Origin of the sequence: Pseudomonas sp. BTN1, assembly GCF_001907715.1 — a bacterium.
Lineage (GTDB): Bacteria > Pseudomonadota > Gammaproteobacteria > Pseudomonadales > Pseudomonadaceae > Aquipseudomonas > Aquipseudomonas paracarnis.
The window spans coordinates 16,883-31,446 of the sequence record NZ_MPBM01000016.1; the positions used below are offsets into that span (position 1 = coordinate 16,883).

Sequence of the window (14,564 nt, forward strand, 5' to 3'; positions counted from 1 at the left end):
CCCCGATGGAAGCCCCGTGGCGCAGCGCCGGGCGCACGCAGCGAGGCCTGGCGCGGTTGCGCAATGAGGATGCATTCCTGGACAACCCGAGCACGGGTTGCTGGGCGGTGGCGGACGGCATGGGCGGGTATCGGCACGGGGATGTCGCCAGCCAGTGGATAGTCAGCCACTTGGCTTCAGTGTCGGCTGACGGCAACCTTGACCAGCGTATTCAGGCGGTTCGCAACAAATTGCAGGACGTCAACCAAGGAGTACGACGCGCATGGACAGAACCTGGCGCAACCAGTGAAGTGACGATGGGCAGTACCGTGGTCGCCCTGTTGTTGGAGAAGGGCCGGGCGGCCTGCCTATGGGCGGGAGACAGTCGCTGCTATTTATGGCGCGACCAGAGCCTCTACCAATTGTCGAAGGACCACTCGCTGCTGCAGCGCCTCATGGACGAGCGTCAGTTGAGTGTGGCGCAAGCCCAGGCTTACCCGGGTGCCAGGGCCTTGACCCGGGCCGTTGGCGCGCGTTCGCGGTTGCATCTGGAGGTACTGGAACTGCGTACCCGCCCTGGGGATGTATTTTTGTTGTGCAGTGATGGCTTGTATCAGGCCCTCAGCCACGTTGACCTGGGGCGGGCGTTGAGCATGGGCACGCCTCAACGGGCAGTAGAACGGCTATTTGCAGCGGCGTTGCGCCGGCCGATACGCGATGACCTGACTGCGGTTGTGGTGCAGCCATGAACTCGGCAGCTCAAGCCTGCCGTTTACTGTCTGGGCGCTATCACCTTGAACGTGTCTTGGGCAGAGGTGGCATGGGCAGGGTGTACCGCGCGCGCGACCTGTTGCACGAGCAATTGGGCGAACCCTGTTCCAAGGTCGCGATCAAGCTACTCGACGAACCCATTTCCCAGTGCCCCGACGCGCATGTGTTGTTGTACAGCGAGTTTGCGTTGACCCGCAGCCTGAGGCACGCGCATGTGGTACGGGCGTTTTCGTTTGAGGTCGATACACACAGTCAAGTCGCGTTTTTCACCATGGAGTTGCTGCAAGGAGTGACGCTGGACCGCCTGCTGCTGGAGTGCCCCTATGGCTTGCCTTGGCGGGAGTTGCGACCCATCGCCGTGCAGTTGCTGGATGCGCTGGTCTACACCCACCAGCAAGACGTTCTGCACGGTGATGTCAAACCAGCCAATGTCATGGTGGGCGAGGAGGGCGTGCGCTTGTTCGATTTCGGCCTGGGCCAGGCTCAAGCAGGCGCCGCAATGGGTTTGCCGAGTGTCAGCCGCAGTCGTTTCAATGCCTGGACACCTGCCTACGCCGCCCCGGAACTGTTGGCCGGCGGTGCGCTGACCGCCGCTGCCGACCTGTACGGCGTGGCCTGCGTCCTGTACGAACTGGCCCACGGCAAGCGCGTTGGGGAGCGCGCCTCCACGGTCTGTCTGCCCCGGCCCGCGCAGTTGCCCAGGCATTGCTGGGTGGCGTTACAGGCAGCGTTGGCGATAGACCCGCAGCACCGAAGCATAACGGTCGCCGAGTTGCGTCACGTCATGGGGCGCAACCGAGCACGCTGGTGCTTGTAGGGCAAAGGTCAAACGGCCAAGCCGTGCAACTGGCAGTACTGCGCCCAGTCCATGCCTGCCATCTGTGCGACTTCTTTATGCACTTCGCGCCGCTGGGCCTCGAAGGCTTCGGTCGAATCGGCCGTCAGCTTGAGGGTCAATTCCCAGGCGAATAATTTTTGCTGTTCAGCGTGTGCTTCGAAAGCCTCATGCAGGCGTTCGGCGCGATACTGCGCCAGGGTTTCGCCCCTGGCCTGGGCTACCAGCGGGTTTAGGCTGTCCAGCTCGGCAGCGACCTGCGGTTGTTCGCGCAGGAATCTGTCCAGCGCAAGTTGGTGCGTATCGTTGGGTGCCGACACAGGTAGACACCTTAATGAGAAGGGTGAGAGTTGCTATCGGACGCGCGTGCGTTGAGGTGATGGCGGGCACGCTTGCGCGACCTGCGCTGCATCCAGTTTTGCAACGGCGCCAGCAAGAAAAACATCAGGTAAGCGACCAGCACCAGGGTCAGGTCTACCCAGGTTTCAGCCACAGGCCCAGTGAACAACTCAATGAGGTTCTTGATTACAAACAGCAACACCACGCTGCACAACCACAGCAGGATGGTGACAAACAGAGGACGCATGTGACTTGAGCGTTTGTCTTGCATAGTGAGGTTCTCTCCTTTGGCCTGTTGTCGTTCCAGGCAAGATTCCCTGAGTGCGTACCCATTATCAGACAGGTTGTAACATCCTTTAACACGCACAAACCGTGCGGATGATACCGACTCAGACAGCCTTAGGGGATGATTCAAGTCAGAAAGTTCGATAAATCTGTAGGGATTTAGTCTAGCAATCCGGCATTCACTGGTAAAAAAGCCGGGCAGGGACGGGGATAAAGGCTTTCGCTTCGGCTATCAGGCCGTGTAGCGTTAGCGGGTGTTTCCGGCCCTGATCTTCAGCGGCAGTCGGTGACAGGCAGAGGACGGCCCATGGCGCACACCCTGTTCAAACTTTTCCTGACACAGCGCCTGGCGGTCCTGGCCAGCACGGAGTCGCTGCGTGCGATTCGGGAGGGGCTGCTGTGGATACTGCCGTGCCTGTTGGTGTCCGCTGGTTTCCTGATCCTGTCCGAATGCGCCCTGGCGCTGGGGTTCGATGCGCAGGTGGTGAGTTTCCTGGCCGGGTTGCATAAACAGATCAGCTCGGTGATCCCGTTGCTGGTGGCGGCCTCCATCGGTTACATGTTGGCGATTCAACACCGTCTGCCACAACTGCCGGTCGCCTTCCTGTGCCTGGCCCATGTAGTGGTCGCAACCTTCGTGCTGCGTGAGTACCCGCGTGCTTCGGCCACGTTCCTACTCTTTATTGCCATTGCTTCGCCCTTGATCAATGTGCCGGCCATCGCCTGGCTGCACCGCTTTCGCTGGACGCGCCTGGTCAACCAGGACCTGGTCGGCCATAACCTCAAGGGCACCATCAACATGGTGATACCCGGCGCACTCACGGCCTTGTCGTTGGTGGCGGTGTTGTCGTTGCTGCTGTTGATCCCCCATGTGGCGCAAATCCAGGGGCCGCAGGTGCTTGATGCGTTGCAGACGCCTTACGGCAGCGGGTTGTTTGTCACCCTGATGAATTCGCTGCTGTGGTTCTTCGGGATTCACGGCGTGTATGCCATGCAGCCGTTATTCGATGCATTGGATCAGGCGGTGGCGCTCAATGGCGCAGCGTTGGCGGCGGGGGAGCCGGTGCTGTACCTGCTCAACAACGGCTTGCTGGGCAGTTTTGCGTTTATCGGTGGCTCGGGCGCAACCTTATGCCTGTTATTGGCGATCCTGCTATTTTCCAAGAGCCAGTCCATGCGCTTGCTGGCGGTGGCCAGTTTGCCGCTGTCATTATTCAATGTCAGCGAAGTGCTGTTGTTCGGTTTGCCGATCATCCTCAACCCGCGCCTGTTCATACCATTTCTATTGGTGCCGGCGTTCAACGCGATGGTGGCGTTGATGGTGGTGCAACTGGGCTGGGTCTCACCGGCGGTGGCCAGCGTGCCCTTTACCGCCCCGGTGCTGCTCAACGCGTACCTCAGCACCCATGGCGATGTGGCGGCGGTGGTGTTGCAGATCGTTCTGTTGGGCGCCGGTACCCTGGTGTATGCGCCCTACGTCAGGGCGATTCATCGCCAGTCCAGCGATGGCGGCACGGTGTACCTCAAATCCCTTGACATGACCTTTCGCGGTCTCGAGGAGAAAGGCCGTCTGCTGGAGTTCGATCCGGTGCTGGCCACTCACCAGACATTGGCCCGTCAGGCCGCTGAGTTGAACCGTATTCAACAGATCAGCGATTACGAGTTCTACCTTGAGTTTCAACCCCAAATCTCCACCCGCACCGGTTTGTGCACCGGGTGCGAGGCGCTGATGCGCGCCCGGGACAGCCAGGGCACGGTGCATTCGCCCTGGGAGTTCCTGCAATGGCTGGCGCACGCCAGGCTGATGCCGGACGTAGACGTGTGGGTGGCATCCCAGGCTGTGCGCCAGTATCAGAAATGGCAGAAGGCGGGTTTTGAACTGCCGATGACCATCAATATTTCCAGCACCACGCTCAAGGACGCCGCCTATGGCGACCGCCTGGTGGAAATTCTTCGCCAGGCCCGTGGGCAAGTTTCAGTGGAAATTACCGAAGACGCGCTGGTCAGCGACATCCCGGCCACCCGCCAGACCATCCAGAAGTTGCAGGCCATGGGCGCCAAGGTCTATCTGGATGATTTTGGCACTGGGTTTTCTGCGTTGAGCTATCTGCACCAGTTTCCTGTGGATTTCATCAAGATCGACCGCAGTTTTGTGGTTGCCCAGCATGACCCTAAAGGCGCCCAGGTGCTCACAGGTATGTTGCGGTTCTGCGAGGCCTTGGACCTGGGCGTGGTAGTGGAAGGGGTTGAGACGGCTGAGCAATTGGCCTTTTTGAGTAACGGGCCTGAGTTGTTTATCCAGGGCTGGTATTTCAGCAAGGCACTGCCTGGGGATCAGTTGCCGCGCTTTGTGCGTGAGCGCAGGGCGTTGGTCTGATGGCCGACGCTTATCTAACTGACGCCCTGCGGTCCAACTGTGGGAGCTGGCTTGCCTGCGATGACGGCCTGCCAGTCGACGCCTATCTACCTGACACCCCGCAGTCCAACTGTGGGAGCTGGCTTGCCTGCGATGACGCCCTGACAGCCGACGCTGTTATACCGTGTACATATCCATTCCTGCGGTCACGACCACTTAGGGTTCCGCTCTGACAGCGGGGCACTTTGGAAAAGAGCCGGAATGCCGGCCCTCGGCACCTCGCTTGGGCTCGGTGTGCCCGTAATCCGCCAGTGATTTGGGGGGGCGCTTCAGATCAAGAGCAAGATCAAGAGCGACTCGCTTCGCATCGTGGTTACCGCTGGCTGCTACGGAGTTGTGTAATACCTATTGTTTGGTGGCGCCAACCCCCCATCTCCAAGCCTTTGAAAGAATTTTCCTACAGGTGTTGACCTTGCCACTACGGGAACCTTTAGGCTTTTTTCCGAGTACGCCCAACCACAAAAACAAGATTCAGGGGTTATCAATGGATACTGCTGCCCTGCAACAACGCTCGGATTCCGATCTCTTCACCAACGCCTCGCGGCTGATGGTGAATGCCTTGGAACCCAGCGCCAACTACGCCCAAGTCACCCGCGCGCTGGAAGCGCTGCTCGCACTGACCCGGCAAGGCCTGGCGGGAGACGCCCAAGCTTATGCGCACTATCAGTCAGCCCTGCTGCAACTGCATCTCCCCGGTGACCCGCGCACCGAGCCGACCCGGCGCTGGATGGCCAGCGAGGTCTACCGCGTCGAAGATGAGTTCGCCGCCGACGTGCCGGGCTTTAAAGCGTTGCCGGCGGACGAGTTCCGTCAACAGGTCGACGCTGAAATCGCCGCACGCAGCCGGGTCAACCACCCGATGTCGGTGCACCTGTTCCAAGGTACGCCGCCGGTGCAGGATGTGCGCTTTTTCCTGGAGCATCACTGGACCCGTTCCTACAACTTCTACAGCCTGCTGGCCGAGTTGGCCTTCCGTTTCGAAGCCATCGAAGACGCCTCGGTGTTTTACCGCAACTTGTACGGCGAAGCAGGCGCTGAGACACCGGAGCGTTCGCACCCTGCGATGCTCGCCCATCTGATGGAGTATTTCGATATTCCGCTGGCCATCGATTTCCCCGCGCTGCATCCGCTGGAAAAGGCCTACCTGAATAATCGCATTCGCTGTGTGCGCCACACCGATGTCGCCTGGGGCCTTGCGCTGCTCTATGCGGTGGAGTCTGTCAGCTGCGTCAACCATCGGCGCATCTACGAGTTGTTGCAGCGCCTGGATGTACCGGCGCAGCCCAGCGAATTCCACCGCTTGCATGGCACCCAGGATGAGATCGACACCGAAGAAATGTGGGCACTGATTGCCAAGTTCGCCAGCGAGGAAGGCTTTCAACGCACGTTCATGCGCGCACTCAAGCACCACTTCGAAATCAACAAGGCCTACTTCGACAGCCTGTGGCAGCAGATGCAGGCCCAACGCCTGTCTGCCTGAACGACCTGCGACCCAAAAACAAAAATAATGGAGCACATGATGAGCCCACGTAATTTTTCCCTGGCGCAATTGCAGAATATTCACACGGCCGAAGCCCGTCTGCTGGCGGAAGCCTTGAAACCGGACGCGACGTTCAATCGCATCGAAATTGCCGCCAATATGCTGCGCGCCCTGTGCGAGACCGGCCAACGTGGCGACGCCGCGAATGCAGCGCAGTGCCAGCAATTGCTGTACATCCTCTCGTTGAGCGATGACGTGGCCACCGCCTCGACCCGGCGCTGGCTGGCCAATGCCGTCTATAGCGTGCAAGAGCGTTTCATGCCGTCAGCCGACTTGGCATCGCCCTTGTCCGAGGCCGGCTTCCAGCAGCGCCTGGAAGAGCAGATTGCCGCGCAGTCGCGGGAAAACCATCCGATGTCGCAGTATGTGTTTGAAGGCAAAGCCTCTCACGAGCAACTGCAGGTGTTTTTGCGCCACCAATGGTTCCGTACTTATCGCCTTTACCGGGACGCCGCCGACCTGCTGGTCAACCTGACTGACGTGGACGAGGCGGCTGCCCTGGCGCGTTATCTCTACGGCGAGTTGGGCGAAGAGGATGAGCAGCGTTCCCACCCGAAGCTGTTGGCCAAGCTGCTCGCCGCCGTGGGCCTGAATGCCGATTTCGAGGCCCTCTCGACGATGCCCGAGGAAATCGCCTACCTCAACAACCGCGCACGCTGTTTCCGCAACCCCGATGTCGGCTGGGGCCTGGCGGTGTTCTACATCACCGAACTGGTGGTGCCCGGTAACCACGGCAAGCTGTACAACGCCCTGCGCAACGCGGGCTTGAGCCAGGATGACGCGGAGTACTACGAAGTGCACATCAGCCTGGTGCCGCCGCGGGCCAAGCGTGAATGGGCACTGATCTCACGGCGTATTCCGGACCTGGGGTTCCAGAATGCGTTCCTGACGTCTCTGGCCGAGCACTTCCGGCTGGAGCGGGCTTATTACGATGCAGTCTGGGAAGAAGTACAACGCGTGAAGTAGCCCTCCCTGGACAACCCGAGTAACCCGACATGCCAAGTCATATCACTGAATCCCGTATCCACGGGGGCGCTTACTCGTCCCCGGAATTTGCTGCAATCTTCTCTGATGCCAATCAGGTGCAGAAGTGGCTCGATGTTGAAACAGCGCTGGCGGCGACCCAGGCGCAGATGGGCCTCATCCCCCACGAGGCCGCCCGGGAGATTGCCCGGGTAGCCAGCGTGGAACTGCTGGACCTCGATGCGTTGGGGCGCGAGGGCCTGGAAACCGGGCACATCCTGGTGCCGACCCTGCGCGCCTTGCAGGGGTTATGCGCCGATGGGCTGGGCGAATACGTGCATTACGGCGTGACCACCCAGGACATCCTCGACACCGGCCTCATCCTGCAAATCCGCGATGCCTGGGGCCTGGTAGTGCAGCGTTTGCGCGGGATCCGCGGGCATCTGCTCACGCTCGCCCTGCGCCATAAGCACACGGCGATGGTCGCCAGAACCCATGGCCAACACGCATTGCCCACCACGTTCGGCTACAAGGTGGCGGTGTGGGTCGATGAGATTGATCGACACCTTGAACGCTTTGACGAAGCCTACGCCCGGGTGATGGTCGGCAACCTGACCGGCGCCGTGGGCACCCTGGCCGGGCTTGGCCCGCAGGGTTTGGACGTGCAGCGCCGCACCCTGGAAAGCCTCGGCCTGGCGGCGCCGTTGACCAGTTGGCACAGCGCCCGCGACCGCATCCTGGAAGCGGCGTGGCTGCTGGTGCAGGCGTCGGCGACGTTGGGGCGTGTCGCCAATGAGATCTACCACCTGCAGCGCACCGAGATCGACGAAGTGCGCGAGGGGCGGCGAGCCGGGCAAGTGGGGAGTAGCACCATGCCCCACAAGCAAAACCCGTCGACGGTGGACCTGATCAGCGCGCTGTCACGGCTGGTGCGTGCGCAGATGGTTGCGCTGACCGATGCGGCTTTCCAGATGCACGAGCGTGACGGCACCACCTGGCGCATCGAATGGGCGGCCTTACCCGAGCTGTTCATTTACGCCGGTGCGTTGCTCGCTCGTATGGAAGGCTTGCTGCTGGCGGGGTTGGAGGTGCGTGAAGCGCGCATGCGCAGCAACCTGGACTTGTTGGGCGGGCTGATCCTGTCGGAGCGCGTGATGCTTGCGCTGGCGCCTCGGTGTGGCAAGCAGACGGCCCATCACCTGGTGCACGACATCGCCCTGCAGGCCCAAGACGCGGGCGTTTGCTTTCGCGACGCGCTGCTTGGCGACCCTCGGCTGCGCGGTTGTTTCAGCCCACAAATGCTCGATGACTTGCTTGACCCGACGGCCTACACAGGGCTGGCGGCCGAAATGGTCGATCTGGTGGCAACTAAAGCACGACCTCGCGCTTCAGGCGATGGCGCTGAAGCACTGATGGCAACCCAAGGCAATACCAATCAGTCCCTGTACGCTACGGAGGGTATGTGATGGATGCGCAAACTTTGGAAACGACAGCTCGTGCGTCTTGCACCGCACGTTCGGACCACCCAGGTTTTGATCATGACGGCGAGCAATGCCGCCACGAACACAGCCACATCCTCGATTCGAAAACCCACGGTTCGGGTTATGCCGGCCCGCAGAGCCGCAAGATTTTTTGCAGTCATTGTCGCCTGCAACGCTGGCTGGACGTGGAAGCCGCGCTGGCCATGGCGCAGGCCGATGTCAACATCATCCCGCGCGAGGCGGCCCTGGAGATCGAAAAGGCCGCGTTGCTATCGGGCATCAATGTGCGCCAACTGGCCGAGGGTGTGGTTGCCACTGGGCATTCGCTGATGCCATTGCTGAGCGCCCTGCAAAAAAATTGCAGCCCCAGTGCCCGTGAATACGTGCATTACGGCGCTACCACCCAAGACATACAGGACACCGCCCAGTCCCTGGAGATGCGCGATGTGCTTGATGCGATGGACCAGGCCCTGGAGACTTTGCTGGGTAAGTTGTCGACCCTGGCCGATGCGCACCGTGACTCGCTGATGGTCGCCAGGACCCACTCGATTCCCGCCTTGCCGACCACCTTCGGGCTGAAGGTCGCTGGCTGGATCGATGAGCTGTTGCGCCACCAGCAGCGCTTGGCCGAAGCCCGCCAGCGTGTACTGGTGGTGCAACTGTTCGGCGGGGTCGGCACCATGGCGGCGTTCGGCCCGGACGCCATGCCGATGCTGGAGCGTTTTGCCCAGCGCTTGTCGCTGCAAGTGCCCCTGACGGGCTGGCATGTGTCCCGTGACCGCGTTGCGGAGTTCGTCAGCACCCTGGCCATGGTTACCGCCTCGTTGGCCCGCGTAGCCGATGAAATCCGTACGCTCAATCGCTGGGAAATCGCTGAAGTGGAAGTGGGCTGGAGCGACCAGCAGATCGGCAGCAGCACCATGCCGCACAAACGCAACCCCGAAGGCTGCGAGCAGGTGGTGGTGTTGGCGCGGCTGGCCAAGGCCCAGGTCATGCTCGCGCTGGACGCGATGATTCTTGAGCATGAGCGCGATTACCGCGGTACGCGGCTGGAGTGGTGCGCGGTCGCGGACGTTTCCCACTATGCATTGATGGCGCTCTCGATTCTGACCGAGACCATCGACGGGCTCACCGTGAATGTGCAGAAGATGGAAGGCACCGCCCAGGCGTATGGCGATGCCATCTGCACCGAAGCGGTGGTGTTCGAAATGGCGCGCAAGCTGGGCAAGAGCAGCGCCTACCAGATCATCTTCGAAGTATCCCAGGCCAGCCAGCGCAATCACGTGTCGATCCGCGAGGCAATCGAGGCCGATGCGCGGGTGCTTGCTGTCATGAGTGACGGCGCCCTGGCACGGCTGTTCGAGCCCAGGACCCACCTGGGCATGTCCGAGCGCATCGTTGACAACGTGCTGGCCAAACTCGCCGGCCATTGATCCCTTAACAGACTTGCAAATTCATCAAGGAGCGACAGATGTCTAACGTTATGGAAGTTGATAAAGCCAAGGTCCAACAGTTCTCGGCGCGGATCATGGAGGATTACGGCAACACGCTGCGCGGTGCCATGCTCTACATCGGCGACCAACTCGGCTTGTTCAAGGCATTGGCCGACGGCCAGGCGGTGACCCTGGAAGAGTTGGCGCACAAGACTGGCTACAACGCGCGTTACTTGCGCGAATGGCTGGGCAGCATGGCCACCGGCAATTATGTGACCTACGACGCGCAAACCCGCCGCTACCAGATGCCGGCTGAATTTGTGCCGGTGCTGGCCGATGAAGACTCGCCGTATTTCGCCGGCGGCATCATTCAGCTGAGCGTGCCGTTCGTGAGCATGGCGCCCAAGGTCATCGAGGCCTTCCGCCATGGTGGTGGTTGCGCTGAAGAGGCGTTCCCGCTGGAAACCTGGAAAGGCATGGAGCGCATGACCATGCCCTGGTACAAGCATTACTTGGTCCAGCACTGGATTCCATCCCTGGATGGCGTCGAAGAGAAGCTCAAGACCGGCGGCAGTGTCCTGGATTTTGGCTGCGGTGCGGGCCTGGCGGCGATCACCATGGCCAAGGCCTACCCCGAGGCGCGCATTGTCGGCTGCGATTTCCACCTGCCTTCCATCGAGTTGGCGCGGGCCAACGCCGAGGCGGCCGGCGTGGGTGACCGGGTGCAATTCGAGGTGAACGACTCCGATGCCTTGCGCGGCCAGCAATTCGACTTCGTGACCACCTTTGTGGTGATCCACGATGCCACCGACCCTCAGCAGATGCTCAAGGATTTGCGCGCCGCCACGGCCGAGGACGGCACCTACCTGATGGTGGAGCTCAACCTGTCCGAAGAACTGCACGAGAACATGAACCTGTTCGGACGCGTCATGTACCCGCAGAGCACCCTCTATTGCATGACCTGTTCGCTGTCCCATGGCGGCGCCGGGCTGGGCGCGTTCATGGGCGAGAAGCGTGCCCGCCAGATGGCTGAAGCAGCCGGGTTCAGCCGCTTTCGTAAAGTGCCTTCGCAGTGGCCACCGATGCCGGCGCTGTTCGAACTCAAGCCTTGATAGAAAGCATCCGCGAGTCGCTTTGCGCAGTAAGGCAATTTAATGGCCCCTTTGTAACAAAATCCTCGCCAAAATCACTTTTATTTTCAGGTGGTTAGGTGAGGATGCAAATGCGCGCTGTGGGAATGATGCTGATTGCCTGCTCCCTGGCCGGCGGCGCGACTGTCGCGCAGGCCAGGGAATTGCGCGAGGGTGACAAGTACATGTGCAGTTGGGGCGCAGGCACGGCCGCCAGGGCCCAGGAACTCAAGTTATCCGGCGTTTCGCTGTACGCGGCCCGGCAGAAGATCCAGACCCTCAAGTTCAGCAAATCGTGGATGCGCATGATGGCCATGGGCATCACCGAGCAGACCTATGACAGTCGCTCACGGCTCAAGCCCGAGGCAATTCGTCAAAGCTTTTACCAGGATTGCCTGCGCTACAAGGTGGCGCGCAAGTAATTCGTAGCCCCGCACCAGCCGTAGGGCCTTTACAAATCCACGACAAACCCCGTGTGAGTATTTGCATACAATTGCGCACTTCTTCTATGGAGGCCGGTATGCAAGTGCTGATTCGAACGGCGACGCCTGATGACGTCGACACGCTGGCCGCGATTCGCACCTCGGTGGTGCAAAACCACCTGAGCCTTGAACAGATGGCTGGCCTGGGGATTACCCTGCAGGTATTGAGCGACACGTTGCGCGCAGCACCTTGTGGCTGGATCGCGGAAGTGGACGGCCAGGCGGCGGGGTTTTCCATGGTCGACCTGGATGAAGGTGAAGTGTTCGCGATGTTCGTGCTGCCATCCCACGAGAAGCTTGGCCTGGGCCGTCAACTGATGGCGGTGGCCGAGGCGGCCCTGTTTGAGCGCCACGACACGGCGTACCTGGTGACTGATGGGCGTGATGAGATCCGGGCCAATGGGTTCTATCAGCGCCTGGGCTGGTCTGTCGTGGGCCCGGTCGATGGAGATGATGTGCGTTATGAAAAGAGCAGGGCGCCATAAGGCCATGAATGCCCCAGCGCCTTCATCGTCCAACAGCTTGCGCTACTTCGCGGCGGGCGTGCTGGTTGTCGCCGTGTTACTGGGGTTCTATTTTGTTCAGCTCAACGCCAAGGTCGACCGCCAACGTGAAGAAGCCGCTGAACGTTTGGCGCTGTGTCGTCACTTGGAGGCTGTGGTGGGCGCCACCGCTTCGAGTCGTGAGGCCCTTCAAGAAACGTGCAAGCAATTAAGTGAACAATTACTTAAAAGTACGGCACCGGATTAATAACCCTTTTTTATACGTGGGTTTATGCCCGTTACTTGCACCAAAAAGTAGCACGACTGCCGCCTTCCACCTTAAAAAATATGTGGTTATTGAATGACTTACGACGCTTTCAATCCGACGAAAGGATTAAAATAATCTTGTTACATGTTTTTACAATCGCTACTATAGCCGGGCGTTCACCTCCCACGGTTTATGCATTTTTAAATCCCAAGTTTCCATCAGCTACTTGGGATTTTTTTTGCCCGCGATTTAATCTCGGCCTGTCGTTCATGGCCGGTTACGCCCGACAAAGTGAGGGCTGGTTAACACTGTTGCATTAAATGTCCGGTGGCCGGCAAAACCTTATCTATGCTGCTTGCATCGCCTCAATCGGGTAGAACCCAGGGACGGGGGGCTGATCATGATTTCCATCACCGAATTCAACCGCATCATGGCTTCAGGCTTCCTGCCGCTTGCGTGTGAGTGCTGCCTTAACAGCGACGGCTCACTGCGCATCAGCGTGTTCGAGCCTGCGTCCGGTCGTGTCGACTTGCTGCTGACCCGCGTATCGCCCGAGGGCCTGGACAGCATCCGTGCCATCGCCAACCTGATTGGTGAGTTGCGTGCCGAGATAAAGGCCGGGCGCCGCGGGTTCGCGGCGGTGGGTTAGCGGCTGTCCAGGGCGTCAGAGGCGCCGCAGGAAGGATTTGACGATGTGGCGGGTGGCGTCTGTGGTGTCCAGCTCGTCCAAGGCGCTGTAGGCATACCACTGGCAATCGACAATCTCATTGCACGGCCGTGCCTCGTCGATATTGACCACCGAGGCCTCAAACACATGGTGGACGGTGTCGCGGGCCTTGAGCTCTTGCAGGTACAGCAAGCCGTCCACGTTTAACCCGGTTTCTTCTTCCAGTTCGCGTTCCGCCGCGCCGACAGGGCGCTCGTGCGCTTCGACTTTCCCGCCGGGCAATGCCCATTTTGATCTGGCCTTGCGCACGAAGAGGATATGCCCCTCATGTTCGCAAATGACGGTTGCCCTAATTTTCATCGTATGTGCCCCCGCGCCGAATGAGTGTCATAAAAGTGTAATGCAATTGTCATGCTAAGTGGTTATGGCGCGCCAGGACCGGTATGTGGATACTGCCCGATTGACGAATACGACCGAGGACATTAGATGAAGACCATACGCTGGGGCATGATCGGCTGTGGCAGTGTCACTGAATTGAAGAGTGGACCGGCTTTCTATAAAGCGCCAGGTTCGGCCTTGGTCGCCGTGATGGGGCGGCGTGCCGAGGCGGTGCGCGATTACGCGGCGCGCCATGGTATTGCCCGTTGTTATACCGAAGCCCAGGCCTTGATCGACGACCCCGAGGTGGATGCGGTCTACATCGCAACGCCACCCGACAGCCATCTTGAATACGCCTTGAGGGTGGCGGCGGCGGGCAAGCATTGCTGCGTCGAAAAGCCGATGTCGCTGAATGCTGAACAGAGCGCGTTGATGCAGCGCACATTCGAGCGCGCCGGGCTGCATCTGTTTGTCTCCTACTACCGGCGTTCATTGCCACGCTTTCAGCAAGTGCGCACCTGGCTGCAGGAAGGCCGTATCGGTGAGTTGCGTCACCTGACCTGGACCTTGTGCAAACCCGCTGCCGTTACAGACACCGACGCCAGCAATTGGCGCACCGACCCGGCCATTGCCGGTGGCGGCTACTTTGCCGACCTGGCCAGCCATGGGTTCGACCTGTTCCAGTACCTGGCCGGGGACATCGTCGAGGTCTCAGGCTTTTCCGCACGACAGGCAGGACGCTACGCGGCAGAAGACGCAGTGACGGCCTGCTGGACATTTGCCAGCGGTGCATTGGGCATGGGCTGCTGGAATTTTGTGGCGGACCGCCGCGAAGACCGGGTCGAACTGATCGGCAGTCGCGGCCGTATTCAATTTTCGGTGTTCGACGACCAGCCGCTGCGTCTTGAAGGCGAGACCACCGAGGTGTTAGAGGTGCCGTGTCACACCCATATTCAATGGCACCATGTCCTGAACATGAACGCGCATATTCGTGGCGAGGCCGAGCATCCGTCGCTGGCCATCGAAGCGCTGAAGACCGATATCATCCTGGACAAGGTGTTACACCGTTATTCCCAGCATCCCTAGTCGTGGCAATAGCGTAAGGCTTCACTCTT

General features: G+C 60.2%; 16 protein-coding genes. 13 read left to right on the forward strand and 3 right to left on the reverse strand.

Going from position 1 to position 14,564, the window contains the following annotated elements; genetic code table 11:
* Positions 1-5 precede the first annotated feature (5 nt).
* Together BMH52_RS06115 and BMH52_RS06120 are read left to right on the forward strand one after the other, a co-directional pair.
* On the forward strand, positions 6-728 hold the full coding sequence (locus BMH52_RS06115) for a PP2C family serine/threonine-protein phosphatase (RefSeq protein ID WP_069868951.1): 723 nt from the start codon (positions 6-8) through the stop codon (positions 726-728).
* The gene (locus BMH52_RS06120) at positions 725-1,567 is read left to right on the forward strand and encodes a serine/threonine-protein kinase (RefSeq protein WP_072434478.1); all 843 of its coding nucleotides are present in this window, start codon (positions 725-727) and stop codon (positions 1,565-1,567) included. The genes BMH52_RS06115 and BMH52_RS06120 overlap by 4 nt, the downstream gene beginning before the upstream one ends.
* Positions 1,568-1,575: 8 nt before the next feature.
* On the opposite strand, the gene BMH52_RS06125 is transcribed toward BMH52_RS06120, so the two are convergent.
* Positions 1,576-1,905 carry a DUF6388 family protein gene (locus BMH52_RS06125; protein ID WP_014718230.1) on the reverse strand — a complete coding sequence of 110 codons (330 nt, stop codon included), beginning with the start codon at positions 1,903-1,905 and terminating at the stop codon, positions 1,576-1,578.
* An 11-nt stretch (positions 1,906-1,916) separates the two neighbouring features.
* Positions 1,917-2,171, reverse strand: a complete 255-nt coding sequence (locus tag BMH52_RS06130) for a hypothetical protein (protein WP_224797013.1) — start codon at positions 2,169-2,171, stop codon at positions 1,917-1,919.
* Between the two features lie 345 nt (positions 2,172-2,516).
* On the opposite strand from BMH52_RS06130, the gene BMH52_RS06135 reads away from it, so the two are divergent.
* From BMH52_RS06135 to BMH52_RS06180, 10 genes are all read left to right on the forward strand, one after another.
* Positions 2,517-4,586 (forward strand): EAL domain-containing protein, encoded by a 2,070-nt coding sequence (locus BMH52_RS06135; protein WP_073843176.1) that lies wholly within the window; start codon positions 2,517-2,519, stop codon positions 4,584-4,586.
* Between the two features lie 523 nt (positions 4,587-5,109).
* Positions 5,110-6,105 (forward strand): HOASN domain-containing protein, encoded by a 996-nt coding sequence (locus BMH52_RS06140; RefSeq protein WP_032903844.1) that lies wholly within the window; start codon positions 5,110-5,112, stop codon positions 6,103-6,105.
* A 39-nt stretch (positions 6,106-6,144) separates the two neighbouring features.
* Positions 6,145-7,131, forward strand: a complete 987-nt coding sequence (locus BMH52_RS06145) for an HOASN domain-containing protein (RefSeq protein WP_032903843.1) — start codon at positions 6,145-6,147, stop codon at positions 7,129-7,131.
* A gap of 29 nt (positions 7,132-7,160) precedes the next feature.
* The gene (gene purB, locus BMH52_RS06150) at positions 7,161-8,594 is read left to right on the forward strand and encodes an adenylosuccinate lyase (protein ID WP_019817591.1); all 1,434 of its coding nucleotides are present in this window, start codon (positions 7,161-7,163) and stop codon (positions 8,592-8,594) included.
* Entirely contained in the window at positions 8,594-10,042 is a 1,449-nt protein-coding gene (locus tag BMH52_RS06155; RefSeq protein ID WP_014718236.1) for an adenylosuccinate lyase family protein, read from the forward strand. Before purB ends, BMH52_RS06155 begins: the two co-directional genes overlap by 1 nt.
* Before the next feature lie 38 nt (positions 10,043-10,080).
* Entirely contained in the window at positions 10,081-11,154 is a 1,074-nt protein-coding gene (locus BMH52_RS06160; protein WP_014718237.1) for a class I SAM-dependent methyltransferase, read from the forward strand.
* A 110-nt stretch (positions 11,155-11,264) separates the two neighbouring features.
* Entirely contained in the window at positions 11,265-11,594 is a 330-nt protein-coding gene (locus tag BMH52_RS06165) for a hypothetical protein (protein ID WP_014718238.1), read from the forward strand.
* A gap of 98 nt (positions 11,595-11,692) precedes the next feature.
* Positions 11,693-12,139, forward strand: coding sequence for a GNAT family N-acetyltransferase (locus BMH52_RS06170; protein ID WP_073843178.1), 447 nt, complete (start codon positions 11,693-11,695; stop codon positions 12,137-12,139).
* 4 nt (positions 12,140-12,143) lie between these two features.
* Positions 12,144-12,404, forward strand: coding sequence for a hypothetical protein (locus BMH52_RS06175; RefSeq protein ID WP_019820299.1), 261 nt, complete (start codon positions 12,144-12,146; stop codon positions 12,402-12,404).
* Between the two features lie 400 nt (positions 12,405-12,804).
* Complete coding sequence (locus tag BMH52_RS06180) at positions 12,805-13,053, forward strand: DUF1652 domain-containing protein (protein WP_014718242.1); 249 nt, start codon at positions 12,805-12,807, stop codon at positions 13,051-13,053.
* A gap of 15 nt (positions 13,054-13,068) precedes the next feature.
* Here the strand turns inward: BMH52_RS06180 and BMH52_RS06185 are convergent, their stop codons facing one another.
* Positions 13,069-13,431 (reverse strand): NUDIX hydrolase, encoded by a 363-nt coding sequence (locus BMH52_RS06185; protein ID WP_014718243.1) that lies wholly within the window; start codon positions 13,429-13,431, stop codon positions 13,069-13,071.
* Positions 13,432-13,557: 126 nt separating this feature from the next.
* Here BMH52_RS06185 and BMH52_RS06190 point away from each other — a divergent pair, with 126 nt between their 5' ends.
* Positions 13,558-14,535: a Gfo/Idh/MocA family protein gene (locus BMH52_RS06190; protein WP_073843180.1), complete on the forward strand. Its 978-nt coding sequence runs from the start codon at positions 13,558-13,560 to the stop codon at positions 14,533-14,535.
* Positions 14,536-14,564 lie beyond the last annotated feature (29 nt).

What these genes read in the sequence shown, in the direction of transcription:
- purB (WP_019817591.1), top strand. Translation starts at nt 7,161, where the DNA reads ATGCCAAGTCATATCACTGAATCCCGTATCCACGGGGGCGCTTACTCG.
- BMH52_RS06145 (WP_032903843.1), top strand. Translation starts at nt 6,145, where the DNA reads ATGAGCCCACGTAATTTTTCCCTGGCGCAATTGCAGAATATTCACACG.
- BMH52_RS06155 (WP_014718236.1), top strand. Translation starts at nt 8,594, where the DNA reads ATGGATGCGCAAACTTTGGAAACGACAGCTCGTGCGTCTTGCACCGCA.
- BMH52_RS06180 (WP_014718242.1), top strand. Translation starts at nt 12,805, where the DNA reads ATGATTTCCATCACCGAATTCAACCGCATCATGGCTTCAGGCTTCCTG.
- BMH52_RS06135 (WP_073843176.1), top strand. Translation starts at nt 2,517, where the DNA reads ATGGCGCACACCCTGTTCAAACTTTTCCTGACACAGCGCCTGGCGGTC.
- BMH52_RS06175 (WP_019820299.1), top strand. Translation starts at nt 12,144, where the DNA reads ATGAATGCCCCAGCGCCTTCATCGTCCAACAGCTTGCGCTACTTCGCG.
- BMH52_RS06115 (WP_069868951.1), top strand. Translation starts at nt 6, where the DNA reads ATGGAAGCCCCGTGGCGCAGCGCCGGGCGCACGCAGCGAGGCCTGGCG.
- BMH52_RS06140 (WP_032903844.1), top strand. Translation starts at nt 5,110, where the DNA reads ATGGATACTGCTGCCCTGCAACAACGCTCGGATTCCGATCTCTTCACC.
- BMH52_RS06170 (WP_073843178.1), top strand. Translation starts at nt 11,693, where the DNA reads ATGCAAGTGCTGATTCGAACGGCGACGCCTGATGACGTCGACACGCTG.
- BMH52_RS06165 (WP_014718238.1), top strand. Translation starts at nt 11,265, where the DNA reads ATGCGCGCTGTGGGAATGATGCTGATTGCCTGCTCCCTGGCCGGCGGC.
- BMH52_RS06130 (WP_224797013.1), bottom strand. Translation starts at nt 2,171, where the DNA reads ATGCGTCCTCTGTTTGTCACCATCCTGCTGTGGTTGTGCAGCGTGGTG.
- BMH52_RS06190 (WP_073843180.1), top strand. Translation starts at nt 13,558, where the DNA reads ATGAAGACCATACGCTGGGGCATGATCGGCTGTGGCAGTGTCACTGAA.
- BMH52_RS06160 (WP_014718237.1), top strand. Translation starts at nt 10,081, where the DNA reads ATGTCTAACGTTATGGAAGTTGATAAAGCCAAGGTCCAACAGTTCTCG.
- BMH52_RS06120 (WP_072434478.1), top strand. Translation starts at nt 725, where the DNA reads ATGAACTCGGCAGCTCAAGCCTGCCGTTTACTGTCTGGGCGCTATCAC.
- BMH52_RS06185 (WP_014718243.1), bottom strand. Translation starts at nt 13,431, where the DNA reads ATGAAAATTAGGGCAACCGTCATTTGCGAACATGAGGGGCATATCCTC.